At 47.6% G+C, this 13,984-nt stretch carries 12 protein-coding genes; 5 read left to right on the plus strand and 7 right to left on the minus strand.

Features of this window, described 5'->3' with window-relative positions; translation table 11 throughout:
- Positions 1–193 (plus strand): type II toxin-antitoxin system HicB family antitoxin (locus ACQY8X_RS19055; RefSeq protein WP_428036715.1); only part of this gene is annotated, 193 nt, incomplete at its 5' end.
- A 366-nt stretch (positions 194–559) separates the two neighbouring features.
- Here the strand turns inward: ACQY8X_RS19055 and ACQY8X_RS19060 are convergent.
- Positions 560–2,410, minus strand: a complete 1,851-nt coding sequence (locus tag ACQY8X_RS19060; protein WP_428036716.1) for a reverse transcriptase domain-containing protein — start codon at positions 2,408–2,410, stop codon at positions 560–562.
- Between the two features lie 800 nt (positions 2,411–3,210).
- Here ACQY8X_RS19060 and ACQY8X_RS19065 point away from each other — a divergent pair.
- The gene (locus ACQY8X_RS19065; RefSeq protein ID WP_428036717.1) at positions 3,211–4,542 is read left to right on the plus strand and encodes a DUF945 family protein; all 1,332 of its coding nucleotides are present in this window, start codon (positions 3,211–3,213) and stop codon (positions 4,540–4,542) included.
- A 206-nt stretch (positions 4,543–4,748) separates the two neighbouring features.
- Here the strand turns inward: ACQY8X_RS19065 and ACQY8X_RS19070 are convergent, their stop codons facing one another.
- Positions 4,749–5,684, minus strand: a complete 936-nt coding sequence (locus ACQY8X_RS19070; protein WP_428036718.1) for a LysR family transcriptional regulator — start codon at positions 5,682–5,684, stop codon at positions 4,749–4,751.
- 123 nt (positions 5,685–5,807) lie between these two features.
- Between ACQY8X_RS19070 and ACQY8X_RS19075 the strand changes: the two genes are divergently transcribed.
- Together ACQY8X_RS19075 and ACQY8X_RS19080 are read left to right on the plus strand one after the other, a co-directional pair.
- Positions 5,808–5,948 (plus strand): hypothetical protein, encoded by a 141-nt coding sequence (locus ACQY8X_RS19075; protein WP_428036719.1) that lies wholly within the window; start codon positions 5,808–5,810, stop codon positions 5,946–5,948.
- Entirely contained in the window at positions 5,945–6,859 is a 915-nt protein-coding gene (locus tag ACQY8X_RS19080) for a DMT family transporter (RefSeq protein ID WP_428036720.1), read from the plus strand. The genes ACQY8X_RS19075 and ACQY8X_RS19080 overlap by 4 nt, the downstream gene beginning before the upstream one ends.
- A gap of 172 nt (positions 6,860–7,031) precedes the next feature.
- Here ACQY8X_RS19080 and ACQY8X_RS19085 read toward each other — a convergent pair whose 3' ends face one another.
- Positions 7,032–7,862, minus strand: a complete 831-nt coding sequence (locus ACQY8X_RS19085; protein ID WP_428036721.1) for a helix-turn-helix transcriptional regulator — start codon at positions 7,860–7,862, stop codon at positions 7,032–7,034.
- 73 nt (positions 7,863–7,935) lie between these two features.
- The gene (locus tag ACQY8X_RS19090) at positions 7,936–9,444 is read right to left on the minus strand and encodes an aldehyde dehydrogenase family protein (RefSeq protein ID WP_428036722.1); all 1,509 of its coding nucleotides are present in this window, start codon (positions 9,442–9,444) and stop codon (positions 7,936–7,938) included.
- A 284-nt stretch (positions 9,445–9,728) separates the two neighbouring features.
- On the opposite strand from ACQY8X_RS19090, the gene ACQY8X_RS19095 reads away from it, so the two are divergent.
- Positions 9,729–12,107, plus strand: coding sequence for an aminotransferase class III-fold pyridoxal phosphate-dependent enzyme (locus ACQY8X_RS19095; RefSeq protein WP_428036723.1), 2,379 nt, complete (start codon positions 9,729–9,731; stop codon positions 12,105–12,107).
- A 111-nt stretch (positions 12,108–12,218) separates the two neighbouring features.
- On the opposite strand, the gene ACQY8X_RS19100 is transcribed toward ACQY8X_RS19095, so the two are convergent.
- From ACQY8X_RS19100 to ACQY8X_RS19110, 3 genes are all read right to left on the minus strand, one after another.
- Entirely contained in the window at positions 12,219–12,995 is a 777-nt protein-coding gene (locus ACQY8X_RS19100; RefSeq protein ID WP_428036724.1) for a maleate cis-trans isomerase family protein, read from the minus strand.
- 19 nt (positions 12,996–13,014) lie between these two features.
- Complete coding sequence (locus tag ACQY8X_RS19105) at positions 13,015–13,485, minus strand: universal stress protein (RefSeq protein WP_428036725.1); 471 nt, start codon at positions 13,483–13,485, stop codon at positions 13,015–13,017.
- An 11-nt stretch (positions 13,486–13,496) separates the two neighbouring features.
- Positions 13,497–13,984 (minus strand): TRAP transporter large permease subunit (locus ACQY8X_RS19110; protein ID WP_428036726.1); only part of this gene is annotated, 488 nt, incomplete at its 5' end.

The following is a 13,984-nucleotide window of genomic DNA, read 5'->3' on the forward strand; positions in this document are numbered from 1 at the left end:
AGCTTATTCTGATGGGGTATGGGCGCTTGTTGAAGTTGATATAACTCCATTTCTTGGCAAAACAGAAAAAGTAACAATTACATTACCCTCTATTCTTATACGTAAAATTGACGAAGAAGTGCAACGAGGTCATGGTAAAAATCGCTCGGCTTTCATTGCAGATTTAGCGATGAAAGAAGTGTCTCATGCCTGAAAAACTAAGCTTAAAACTAACGTTTTATACAGACTGTAAATAATTACAGTATCGTGTTATTTACTGATACAAATATATGATGATATTTCTAAGTCGGGATAGTTGCCCAGAAGAGTAGAACCTCGCCAGTCGGTGGGGGGCTGATATAGTTAAAGGGCTTTGACCCTGTGGTATCTCGTCGAGTTTTATGTATATTAGGGCGGACAAAAGGGATGATTTTGTTCAATATAGTGGTCGCGTTCATAGCTCTGGCGGTAATTTGTTTTTGGCGAAATAATTGATCACCAAGGGCTATGAACGTTCCCTTCTTAAACTAACTATTTGTTATTTATTGAAAATCGTGGGATACCACAGGCTTTGACCCCTTTAGTCCCTAGCGTATATTCTTGCGCATATTTTACAGTTAAAAAACATTCCATTAATAGATGGAGGCAACTCAATTGCTAACTTTTTATTCGTAAAGCACGTAGTGCAAAAGCGATTGTTATTTATAACGAATACGTTTGTTCCTGCTATAGGTATGGATTCATCCTCAATTGTTCTAAGTATCCGAGAATAATTCATCTTTAGCTTGTACGAGAATGAAGATATTTCTTGTTTAAGTGTAGAAATTGGAATGAAACCGTGGAATTTTGAAGACTGATTGTTTTGGTCTGTTCCTAAAGACGCCACACCAATTACTTCTAGCTTTTCATTTAATACAGGCCCTCCACTATTTCCGTGAATAACAGGGATGTCAATTAGCCAAAACTTCTGTTCAAACCTTGTTGCAAGTTGAACAATTTTCCCTTTATTTATATATGCGGTTTCGCCATCATTGTACGAAGGATATCCCACGACAAGGATACTATCTCCTATTCGTAATTTAGAATCATCCCCCATCTTTAAAGAAGGGACTTTAGAAAAATCATTTCCAGGATGGAAAACAGCAAGGTCTCTTTTTTTACTTGAGTAGACAAAACTTGCAGTTAATTTATTCGTTACTTCGGATTCTAAAAAAAACTTGCAAAAAATAGCATCATCATGTGTTGCTGAGGCAGCAATTACATGCTCATTCGTAACCAATCCGACACCACTTAGTAAAAAAGCTGAGCCCTGTCTCTGAGCGATATGCTCTTCAATAATAAAAACTGACTTTGAAATGATTTCTTCCGCACTTTTATTAAAATCTTCATTTGGTACCCCTAAGGCCTTTGTTAATCTGTAAGCTAATTTCCGATAAACATCATCGCTTGCGCCACGAACCATTTGTATGTAGTTTACCCTGCCTTTTACTACATCAATGAAAAACTCTCCATCATTTTTAGCGGTTGAAATTAACTGTCTTTCAAGAAGTTCTTTTTTAAGATATATTTCGATATAGTGATGCTCGGATGCTACTGCGCCGAATTTTTCTAAAGAATATATCATTGATTGTGTTTGGCGAATATATGATCTTTTTACATTAGGAAACTCATTAACAGTTATTCCTGTAACCTCTTGTCGCTGACTTCTTGGTTTTAAACGAACCTTTTCGTAATTAATAATAAAGCCATTCTCACTAATAATCCTACTTAGAGCATCGCCAACAACTGAAACACCAGTTGAATCGAAAGATATGATAGACTTGGGAAGATGGCTTTTATTGCAACTGAACGAAAAAGTAATGTCATCTGCATACCTTGTATAATGGCAGTTATTTTTAGACGCAAGGCTTTGTAGTTGAGCATCCATTTTCCAACATATCATATTTGATATTATTGGAGAGGTCGGCGCACCTTGTGGAAGCTTTCCTTCATGACAGCAAATTTGTGCAAGAATCGTAGCTTCTATATGGGAGTAGTTGAATGGTTTCTTTAAAAAAATATTCTTTACTCTGCCAAAATGTATCGTTCCAAAAAAATCATTCAAATCAATATTGAAGACAAACCTTTTCTTGATATGCCGTTGGGCATTTGTAACTATACTCCGGTTTTTCATAAAGCCGTGGCAGGCAAGTTTTGGTTTATATATTAAGGTGAGTTCATCTGCTAATACTTTTTGTACTCGTTTTAACTCTTTTTTGGGGGCTGAAATTACTCGATCAGAGCCGTTTTTTTTCTTAATTGTAAAGTTTCTATAGCTTTTAGAGGTGTCTGGATATATTAATGAAGACAATTGAGAGTAGGTTAAACCAAATTTTTTAGATATTCTTTCGGCAGGGGGAGTGAGGATGTCAGAAAATGCTATTGTTGTCATAGTAACTTAGGTGCAAACAACGAGATGAGAGGTGTTTTCTCTTATACCTTGGAGCAGCCGTCCACCATTTACACAGTAGCCGGACAAAAGAAGCATGGAGGTTACTACCGCAGATAGACAGTAGAAAGTTAAACTGTACCTCTCATCCCTTTGTTTACGCACACATATTTCCTTATTAGTATATATGATGTCAAGAACTAAGTCTGTGGATCGTATTTAGTAGAACTATAAAGCATTTGGGGCCAGTGTAAAAACTATAAGTGCTTTTTCCTCCTTATGGCTACGTCGTTGAAGGGTCAAAACCCTTTAGCTGCCTGTCTTGATGCTTCACTCGCCCATTACCTTCTCTGTACTCTCTGTGTTCTCTGTGTTCTCTGTGTTCTCTGTGGTAAAACGCTCTTATGTTGGATATTGAGCATTGAGGGCGCAACGTTAAAAACCTCTCCCTGGACATAAACATCACCCCATTCGCATTCAGAAATAGTTTATTGTCAATCCGGTTTCTATTTGCAGTGTTTTACCCGTAAAATACTCCCGCGCTGGGCACCGGCGCTATACAGGGAGCCACATGAAAAGGACTTTTTCAAAGTGTTTTTAACTCAGTCAGTTAGCCAGTTTTTTACTCAGATGCTCTGTTTGTGTGCTTCTGCGCACCGGCACTGTGTTTCAGAGTACAAGCTGGATAGTCGTTAAGCTGCTCCAGACGAGATAATGTTTACCCATTTCATACAACACTGTCGGTCTTACACTGCTTGTTTATATGGATGTTTACGAAAGCTTATTTATAACCGGGATGAAAAATGAAGAAACCTATTATTATTGGTCTGGTTGCCGTTGCTGCGGTAGCCGGTGGATTGCCGTATGCATCTGGCTATCTGGCAGAGTCACAAACCAGACAGTCTCTGGTTGATCTGAATTCACGATCTCCCTACGGAAAGCTGGAGATTGTGAAATATGAGCGGGGGTATAAGGCAACCTATGCGGAATATAAGTGGGTGACCAATCCCGAGCTGGAACAGGACCTGCCAATCGGTGAGGTAGTGATCGGCTGTGACGGTGTGCACCAAATGCTCAGTTTCGACTATTCATGCACCCTGAAAAATATGGGGCTTCAGGATGAGCAGATCCGGGCTGTTTTTAAAGGGAAAGAACCGCTGACGGTTACAGGTAGCATCGGCCTGACCGGTGATGAAACTTCGCAGATGACCATTAATCCATTTGAGATAATCACACCGACGAATGTCCGGATCACCTCGGACGGTGGCCGTATAAGTTCATCGGCGAATGCATCCATCTCCGAGCTTAAGGTTGAAGGCACGTTTTCACCTGTGACCGTGGTGGATGCTGCGGGTGGTGAGGTGCGTATCAGCGAGTCTACCCTGGCGATGGATGGCGGTATGCTGGAGAGGAAGTATTTCCTCGGTGATAGCGTGGTTAAGGTCAATGATATAACGGTGATAGCGCCAATGCTGGGTGCTCCCGTTGTTGTTAACGATGTTTCTGTGGTGTCCAGTGGTCAGGTTGAGAATGGCATGTACAGTGGCTCTGGCAGCCTTAATATGGGTGAACTTACCCTGCCAGCGGCATTGAACCGACGGAGCAACACTGATGTATTGGTAAAAGATGTGAGCATCGGCCTTAGCTTTGCAGACACGCCGTTTGCCCCGTTGGCAGAACTCTCTGATTACTCTTCGAAGCTGGCAGAGCAGGTGTCAGCATCAGGCTCGGTTGATCCGGCCATGGATGAAGAGTATCTCAAAGCGCAGGTGTTAGCTCTGTTGAAAAAAGACCTGGCGATCAAACTCTGGGTGGATTCTAACGTCAATGAGGGCGCACTGAAATCACACGTTAACACCGTGTTAACCAAAGATCTCACCGAAGAATTTATCTCTGAACTGGAGACCGGTGGCGCATTAGCCGGGTTGAAACTGTTGCAGATGGTTGATATGGATATCCTGGTGGCTATCCCCAATAGCGTGTCTGAGCTTTCGCCAGAAGTCGCGATGATGGCAGCGATGAGCAATAAATTTGTAGCGGATGACTCTGGATTAACCGCAAAACTGGTGCTTCAGGACGGCGCTATTACTCTTAATGGACAGCCGACATCTATTGAAGCGCTGATGCGTAACTAAGACGATTAGCCATGGTTAGCCCAGAGGTGTTGCAGACCCTGAAAGGGTTGTTATCGCTGCTGTTTATCCAGCAAAGCAATGTTTGAAAGGCATAAAAAGGCTGCTCATCAGAGCGGCCTTTTCTGTTTTTAAGCTTCTGCTTAAAAGTTCTGTTTTAACTTGTTGCTCTATCCTGACCTGGCAGAAAACCTGACTGTTCAGAATCGCTATTTGTTTCCTCTCTCAGGGTAAAGGTCGCCAAACGCAGTGACCATATAATCGACAAAAGCCCGAATCTGATTTGGGATGAAGCGGGATTGAGCATACTGCAGAATCACCTGGCCCTGATAGTTTCCTGAGATATGCCAGTCGGGTAAAACCTGAATTAATGCGCCTGATTGTATCTCCTGTTGCGCGGCAAAGTCTGGAAAAATGGTGATGCCCATATTACGAAGCGCTGCGTCTTTTCGAATTTCGCTGTGATTGGAAGCAAACCTCTGATGGATTTTGATGGTGATTTTCTGCTGAGCTTTGCTGAGCGTCCAGTGATCGTCAGCGGCTTCTTCGCCTAATGTAATGCACTGATGATGAATTAACTCATGCGGGTGGGTGGGGATTCCCGCACCTTCCAGATAGGCAGGGCTGGCGCACATGACTAATGCTGAATGGGTTAAGGTTTTCGCTATGAGTCCTTCTAATGGCTGGTGAGTCAGTCGGAAAATCACATCGACATCTTCACTGACCGGATGAATAAACCGGTCTGTTGCGTTCAGATTTACCCTGATTCCGGGATACCGCTGGCAAAAATCGAATACCAGCGGGGACAAAATCTGCTTTGCGAAGGCTTTGGGGGCCGCGACCGACAGGGTGCCGGTGGTGACATCCTGTGTGCTTTGTGCGGCCTGAATGGCCGCTTTGGCCGATTCCAGCATGTGTTTACATTGTTGATAAACCTCTTCTCCTGCGACGCTCAGGCGAACTTGTCGGGTGGTTCGTTCGAGCAGTTTTATGTTCAGACTTTGTTCCAGTCTGTTAACTGAGCGGCTGACGGAAGAGGTCGCCATGGCCAGTTTTTTCGCTGCTTTAGTAAAGTTTTGCTCCTCTGCTACGGCAACAAAAACAGCCATTTCTGTGAGTAGAGGAATCAGTTCATTGTTGTTCACAGCGCAATTATCCTTTGCTTTTCAGCTCTATTGTTCCAGAAATATAAGTAGCTATCATGCCTGGTGTCAACGTAATGCGCCGTTATTTGCATTTTATCGGGCCATATTTTTAAGGAAAACATCATGCAGAACGCCTCAGCTTTTCGCGCTATAGCCAGCCTCAGCGATTTTGTACACCTGGGGGTAATCGGTGGAATGAACACAGAGACAGGCGGTGTCCGGGATGTCGTGGTTATCGCTTTCACTGAAAGGGCTGGCGAATGATGACTTTAGCTTGCCGATCAGCTGCCTGGTGCAGAGGAAAGCTGCGCTTGCCGCTCACCGAGATGCTGTTGTTATTGGTAGCCATTTTCTGGGGCTCCAGCTATGGGGTCACTAAAAGTGCACTGCTGTTTTCCAGTGTCTTTATGTTTATGGCAATCCGCTTTCTGCTGACCTTTGCTCTGTTAATTGTGCCTCTGGTGAGGGATTTTCGTGCTAACCGCAACGCTGACTGGCACGTTGCCATTCCGTCAGGGGGTATTCTGTTTGCCATCTTTTGTTGTGAGATCGTCGGTATCTCTGAAACGACGGCGACCAATGCTGCTTTCTTAATTAGTTTGTCGGTTATTCTCACCGCGTTTATGGAGGTCGTGGTTAATCGAAAGCCGCTGGACAGCTACTATCTGCTGCTCTCTGTTTTCAGTGTGACGGGGGTTTATCTACTCACCTATAGTGGTCAGCTTACCCTGACCCTGAATCACGGGGACTGGCTGATTCTGGCAGCGGCGTTGCTGCGAGCCCTGATGGTGACCATGACGAAACAGCTGACGCTCGGTAAGCAGATTACGACCCTGAGTCTGACGGCGATTCAGTCAATGATTGTCGGCCTGGGGGCATTTGTACTGCTGATTATGCAGACAGAATTTAACCTGTCAGATATACCTGCAGACCTCTCTTTCTGGTGGATGACTCTTTATCTGGTGGCATGCTGTACACTGTTTGCTTTCTTTGTACAAAACTATGCTGTGCGTAAAATTTCGCCAACGAAAGTGTCATTGCTGATGGGAAGTGAGCCGGTATTTGGGGCATTGTTCGCATATCTGTGGCTTGATGAAGCGATGACTCTGCTGCAATTCACCGGGGCTGTGGCGATATTGTGTAGTGTTTACCTGGCTTCTGTACGCTCTGCCTGAGCGCTTGTCTGCGTTAACCTTAACCAAGATAAAACTGATGCGCTGGGTCTGGATGACTGACAGACCTGGATAAGCGGTTGCTGTGGTATGACCGGCAACTGAGAGAGGCGGGGGCGCCCGTCGGCGGCTGTGTGGCTCTGTTTGGTGGCGTGGTACAGATAGGCGGCGGCTATCAGAAAAAGCCCTCTAATGGATCGCCGCCCTCATATTGTTCAAACCGCATCAACGCCCCCATGAACAGATTATGCAGGTCAACCTGAGAGCCAATATCAAGCTTTCGGTAGCTGTTGCGCAAGTGAACCCGCACCGTTCCCGGTGAGATAAACAACTTGTCGGCAATGGAGGCAGGGGAGTATCCCTGTAATACCAAACGGATAACGGCACACTCCCGCTCCGTGAGTTTTGAAGAGCCGAAATTAGCCAGCGCCTGATCTAACTGACGATTGAGCGGTTTCGACAGCTGGTCACCCCAGTGTTGCTGGCACAGCATATCGATAAGGGGCGTGAGTGTTTCAAGCAGTTGCCGTTCTGAGCGGCTTAAGCGGGCTGTACTGCTGACGCCGTGCCCAATACTCAGGTGCAGAAACTGCCCCCCTGGGAAGATAATCAGGTATCCACACTCATCTTCGAGGCCGATTTTAACCAGATACTGTTTGTAAAACTCGCTTTGACGAAACCCGTCGGGGACCAGTTCACCATAGGTGAAGAACTGGCTTTGTTTCAGTTCGACACTCGCGCGGTAAAATGGGTCCAGTAAGTAGGCACCCGCAAGATACATATCAATTGACTGATTACCTATCTTCTCGGTCTTTTCCGATACCAGAAATTCCGGCTTATCCTCGAATAGAATCAGTGTTATCTCATCGGCAGGCACAAATTGCTTGATCACCTCGATCAGCAAGTGAGGGAAATCATCACTACCGATCTGTGGCACGAGCTGGGTCAAGCGTTTGGACAAACGGGCGATCATCGCCAGGGCTGTCGGGTGTATTGTTCTGCTCATCAGTACCTCATTTGTATGTGCCTGCAACTATTCGTTGCAGGACATACAAGCTTCCCCAGCAACGAATAACGAATTATAACTGCATGATCACCGTTTTTACCTGTAGGAAGTGTTCCAGTTGTTCTGGTCCCAGATCACGGCCGATACCCGACTGCTTGTAACCACCAAATGGCAGAGAAGAATCCATCGCATCATGGGTGTTAACAAAGACCGTACCGGCCTCCATTTTCCTGACAATCCGATGTGCCCGGCTGACATCCTGAGTAAAGACCGAAGCCGTCAGACCATAATCAGAATCGTTGGCTAAGCGTACGGCTTCCTCTTCTGTATCAAAAGGAATGACTGCCAGCACCGGGCCAAAAATCTCTTCGCGGACGATTTTCATCGAGTTATTACAATCGGCAAAGACGGTCGCTTGCATGTAGTAGCCCGGGCGGTCTGCCTGCTCACCGCCACACACGAGTCGGGCGCCTTCGGCTTTACCCGATTCGATATAGTTAAGTATCTTAACCAATTGGCCACGGCTAATCTGCGGCCCCTGGGTAATGCTGGTATCAAGTGGGTCGCCAATCACCATCCCGTTGGCCGCTTTTGCCACCGCCGCAACGGCCTGGTCATACAGACCGCGCTGAACGTAAAGCCGTGATCCTGCGGAACAGGTCTGACCCGAGTTGAAGAAGACCGATTGCAGTGTCCCGGTGACGATATCCTCCAGTTTGGCATCATCAAAGGCGATCATTGCAGATTTACCTCCCAGCTCCAGTGTTGCTGGGTTCATATTTTCCAAAGCCGCTTTACCTACCAGTTTACCCACTGGCGTTGAGCCGGTGAAGGAGACTTTATTGATCCCCGGATGACTGGCCAGTGGGCTGCCAATGCCGACACCCGTGCCGATAACGATATTAATCACACCATCCGGTAATCCGGCTTCCTGCCAGATTTTCATCAGATAGATAATGCTCATCGGTGTGATCTCTGCGGGTTTTAGTACGATAGTGCAACCTACCGTCAGCGGGGCACACATTTTCCAGATCGCCATATTCAGCGGCCAGTTCCATGGAACAATGGCACCGACAACGCCAATCGGTTCTTTCAGGGTAAAACCAAACGCTTCACCCGGACAGGAAACATTACGGGTATGGCCTTCGATCTTAGTCGCCCATCCGGCCATGTAACGCAGAAAGTCTATCGACCCGGCGATATCCACTTCTTTACAACCACTGATCGCTTTGCCTGCGTCAATCGCTTCCAGCTCTGCCAGCGTTTGCGCATGAGCCTCCATCGCATCAGCCATGCGGAACAACAGCGCCTGACGTTCATTCGGTTTCATCTCCGCCCATGGGCCGCTACGGAATGCACGATTAGCGGCGGCGACGGCCCGGTCCAGATCGCCCAGGGTCGCTCTGGGTACTGTCAGCAAGTGTGCACCACTGGAAGGGTCCTCAACATTCAGCGTAGTGTCATCCTCGCTATCGACGAACTGACCGTCAATAAACATCTTCTGGTGGCCTGCTGCAATAAAGGCACGGGTCTGTGGCGTTACATTGTATTTTTCCAGCATCGCTTCAATCGTCGCATTCATAACGGATCTCGTATTGTTTTTGTGGAAACCAAACAAAGGGGGTTGTCAGGCTAGCGGCCGGGCTCTCTGCTCACCGCGAAACACAACCTTCCATACACTACTGAAAGTCTGTCTCTCTCTGAGCCAAAGAGGTATACCCTTTGCAGGGTATTTTTCCACATTCGCCCTCTGCAAATTACGTCACAAAGGTTATGTTCTTCCTTTCTTTCTCATCTCAGAATAGTCTCAATGGCCTGAGACGGCCCAGGCAAACAGCTACTACCTCTTCTTGAAAGGAAAATAACATGACGAAACATTCATCTCTGGCTAACCGCAATCCGCCTCAGTTTGAACTGTCCCAGATTCAATCTCTGGTACGGGATCTGTATGGTCTGGAAGGGCACTTCACGGCGCTGAACAGCGAACGGGATCTGGCCTGGTTGGTTCGTAATGAAGAGGGGCCGCAGGGGGTTATCAAAATTGCCAATGCTCAGGAGCCTGAAGGCATCGTTGACCTGCAGATTAAGGCGGTCGAGCATATCCTTGAGCAAGACCCTGCACTGGTCGTTCCTCCGGTTATACCTACCCGCCAGAACAAAGCATATGAGTGGATCACCTCTGATCTGAGCGGCGAGCGCCATATGATCCGCCTGATGGCGTTTATGGATGGGCGTGTTGTGGAAGATACACCGGAAGCCTATTGCGATGAGTATTACTACAACATCGGTGCGACAATGGGCCGGATGAACGCGGCGCTGCAAAGCTTTTACCACCCCTATGCGGGCAGTAACCAGCACTTGTGGGATCTTGGGCATTGTCTGCAATTACGTGACATGCTTCCTGGTCTGCCAGAGGGGGAGTTGCTCGATCTGCTGACTGCAATCCTTGATAAAGCTGAACAGCATACGCTGCCGGCGCTGAAGAGAACCCGCTGCCAACTGGTCCATCAGGACGCCAACGACGCCAATGTTATGGTGAGTCATGACGACCCAACCCAGATCGCTGCGATTCTGGATTTTGGGGACGTCGCCTTTAACAGCATTCTGGCAGAGATCGTCACCATCGCGGAGACCTATGCGGACGATGAGCAAGACCCTGTCCGCCCCTTACTGCAGGTTGCCCAGGGGTACGACAGCGCCTATCCACTCATCGGGCAGGAGGTTGATCTGCTGTTTGATGTGATGTGTCTGCGACTGGCGATGGCATCAATCATCGTCAACTACCGGAAACTCAACGATCCGGAGGCAGGTACACATCTGGAAGATCGTTTCTATACCAAGATGCTGTTAAAACTGGTCGACATGGGCCAGGAAACCGTTACTCGCCGGTTACGTGAAGCACTGCGTTTCCCGGTTTACAGCCCGATCGACAATAATGGGCAGCCGTTTTCGAACAATCAGGAAGCGTTGATTCAACACCGCGAGCAGCATCTGGGCAAAATCTGGCACTTTTATGATCAGCCGCTGAACATCACCCGGGCTCAGGGCGGCTGGATGTACAGCGCGGATGGCACCGCTTACTTGGATGCTTACAATAACGTCCCACAGATGGGCCATTGTCATCCCCATATCACCAAAGCGATCGCCCGTCAGGCGGAGGCGTTGAACACCAATACACGCTATATGTGTGATATTGTCGCCGACTATGCGGCACGACTGACCAAAGATCTGCCCGACCATCTGAACACCTGTATTTTTGTGAATTCCGGCAGTGAAGCCAACGACCTTGCCGTACAGATCGCACAGTCACTCAGCGGTCACAAGGGTGGATTAGTGCTCGATAACGCCTATCACGGCTGTACTGAACTGACGACAAAATATTCGCCGGAATCCTGGCAGCACCTGCCCGACGCTCTGCATCCGCAACAGATCGAGCGCCTGATCGAGCCGGATATGTATAACGGCCCATACGCTGACCACCCTGAGGCTGCAGCCCTTTACTCAGCTGATGCGGACCGGGCCATAGAGGCGCTGGACCAGCGTGGCTTCAAGCCCGCCGTGCTGATGGTCGATACTGCAATGTGCGCCCACGGCGTGATTACACCGCCCGATAGCTACTTTAACCGGATTGCTGATAAAACCCACGCTGCCGGTGGCTATGTGGTCGCCGATGAGGTGCAGGCAGGTCTCGGACGGCTGGGCACATTCTGGGGATTCATCGGCGCCGGGCTCAACCCGGAAAAGGTGGACTTCATTACCATGGGAAAACCGGTTGCTAATGGCCACCCGTTGGGCGTGGTGATTCTCTCCAGTGAGATGATGAAACAGTTTATTGGTGGTACTCACCCATTGCTGTTCAGTACCTTCGGTGGCAATACCGTTGCCTGTGCAGCAGGGATGGCCGTGCTGGATGTTATCGAACGTGAAAAGCTGGTGCAGAAATCCAACGACATTGGGGATCAGCTACGTGCAGGGCTCCGCCAGTTGGCTGACAAGCACCCACTTATCGGCGATGTCCGTGGTCGCGGTATGTTGGTCGGTCTGGAGCTGGTGACCTGCCGTGAGCAGCGCATTCCGGCGGCAGAAGAGACTGAGCAGTTGATTAACGAGATGATCAAACGTCGGGTCATGATCGGCAAATCACTCCCGGGCACCCTCAAAATTCGCCCTTCACTGGTCTGGGGTAAAGAGGAAGTTGATTTCTTTATCAACGCGATGGACGAGAGTCTGACGATAATCGGCTGAATTGGTGACAAGGCCTTTTAGGCAAGTAATGAAATAACCGATAATGAAATAGCCCGGCCAGATTCGCCGGGCTTTTTTTCGTCTGTTGGCAATGATGATGGGGGCATTACCTTAACTGACATTCACGTCTAAAGAAAAAAGACGTCCACCTGCTCTGATGGCGTGGTGTTTGCCCAGCAGTTGCAGCGCATGCCACGCCATGGCCTGGTTACTTGTGATAACAGGAATGCCCAGTTTTTCTTCAAGCTCTTCAATCACCTCGATCGAGCGTAGTGCCGTACAGGAAAGGAACAGTGCTTCAGTATCTGGATGAACATACTCGAGTGCCGCTTTCTTTATCGCTGCCGGATCTATCCGAGTGATGTCAGCATCGGCCATGACGTTGAAGCCTGTAATATTCAGGATATCCAGACCTTTATCAGTAAAGAACTGAGCAACCGCTTTATTTACTTCTGAAATGTAAGGAGTAATTATGGTTAACTTTTTTACTCCCAGCGCGGAAAACGCTGAGGTTGCAGCAGTGACAGGATTGGTTACTCTGGCTGTCGGTTTGATCTTCCGGATCTTTTCCGTTAGCGTCTTTTCGCCAATGGCGACAGTACCGGACGAGCAGCCAAAAGCAACAACATCGATTTGTTTACCTGGCAGCATATCGGTAACGGCACGTTCCAGGTCCAGCTCCATCGCTTGAAGGTTTTCCTTGTTTATAGGGTCATTGAAGGTGATTCGGTTAGTGATAATTGAAACACCAGAATCGCAGAGTAATGATCGCATCGCATCCTCAACCAAATGATCTGTTCTGAGTGCGATAAGACCTATTTTGCAATCTGGGTAATACTCACTTTTTGCATGCGCGAATTCGATTTCCTGAATGTTAGTAACAGTCATTTCTATGATCTCTCCCCACTTATCGAATAGTAATACAGGTACATTTCGCCAGTGAATTTACTTTGTGAGAGACGCTGCCAAGTAACAGACCCTCTATCTCTCCCATTCCACGACTACCAATCACAATTGCATCAACCTCATTTTTTTTCGCGGTGGCCAGAATAGTACGGGTAACCCCGCCTCGTTTAACAAGTCCGCTTACCTGCTGTATACCCGCGTCGTTTAAATAATCTATTGCCGATCGAACCGTATCATGAGCCTGTTGCCGCATGGTGATGTCGTATGGCTCCTGTCTTTTCTGCTGAGAGTTTGTCGAAGGGATAATCGCACTATCTACATTAGAGCAGTGCCGGTATACGCTAAGGACTATAATTCTTGAGTCCGGCTCAGTTGCTAGTTGAACCACTGCATTCAGAACCTTCTCTGACTGGCGCGAACCATCCAGTGCAACCAGGAAAGTACGCATTTTTTTAACCGTTGTACGATTCATTGTGGGTTTCCTTACTCAGAAATACTTAAATCACGCAGGAAGAGAGAGACTTCTGGAAAGATCACCAGCACAATCGAGGCAACAAGCAGCATGAAAACAAAGGGCGGGGTTCCTTTAATAACCTCTATATATGGGCGCCGATAAATTGCGATTGCAGTGAAGATGTCGCAACCAAAAGGGGGCGTTGCAGAGCCTATTGCAACCTGCAGGGTTATCATGATGCCAACCAAAACCGGATCCAGACCACTTGATTTAACCAATGGCATCAGAATTGGGATAAGAATCAGCATGACCACGATCGGATCGACGAACATGCACCCTACAAAGAAAATGATCGCGATGGTGATCAGCAGCATGGCAGGGCTTGCCTCATCCAGAGACAGGTGACTGATAAGCTCCTGAGGAATTTGGGCATACGAAATAACCCATGAGAAAGCAGCCCCAGCGGCAATCAGAATGAACACTACCGCAGTCACGATGCCGGTAGACAAAGCGATAT

The organism is Amphritea sp. (assembly GCF_050300915.1).
Lineage (GTDB): Bacteria > Pseudomonadota > Gammaproteobacteria > Pseudomonadales > Balneatricaceae > Amphritea.

What these genes read in the sequence shown, in the direction of transcription:
- ACQY8X_RS19060 (WP_428036716.1), bottom strand. Translation starts at nt 2,410, where the DNA reads ATGACAACAATAGCATTTTCTGACATCCTCACTCCCCCTGCCGAAAGA.
- ACQY8X_RS19065 (WP_428036717.1), top strand. Translation starts at nt 3,211, where the DNA reads ATGAAGAAACCTATTATTATTGGTCTGGTTGCCGTTGCTGCGGTAGCC.
- ACQY8X_RS19075 (WP_428036719.1), top strand. Translation starts at nt 5,808, where the DNA reads ATGCAGAACGCCTCAGCTTTTCGCGCTATAGCCAGCCTCAGCGATTTT.
- ACQY8X_RS19080 (WP_428036720.1), top strand. Translation starts at nt 5,945, where the DNA reads ATGATGACTTTAGCTTGCCGATCAGCTGCCTGGTGCAGAGGAAAGCTG.
- ACQY8X_RS19085 (WP_428036721.1), bottom strand. Translation starts at nt 7,862, where the DNA reads ATGAGCAGAACAATACACCCGACAGCCCTGGCGATGATCGCCCGTTTG.
- ACQY8X_RS19090 (WP_428036722.1), bottom strand. Translation starts at nt 9,444, where the DNA reads ATGAATGCGACGATTGAAGCGATGCTGGAAAAATACAATGTAACGCCA.
- ACQY8X_RS19095 (WP_428036723.1), top strand. Translation starts at nt 9,729, where the DNA reads ATGACGAAACATTCATCTCTGGCTAACCGCAATCCGCCTCAGTTTGAA.
- ACQY8X_RS19100 (WP_428036724.1), bottom strand. Translation starts at nt 12,995, where the DNA reads ATGACTGTTACTAACATTCAGGAAATCGAATTCGCGCATGCAAAAAGT.
- ACQY8X_RS19105 (WP_428036725.1), bottom strand. Translation starts at nt 13,485, where the DNA reads ATGAATCGTACAACGGTTAAAAAAATGCGTACTTTCCTGGTTGCACTG.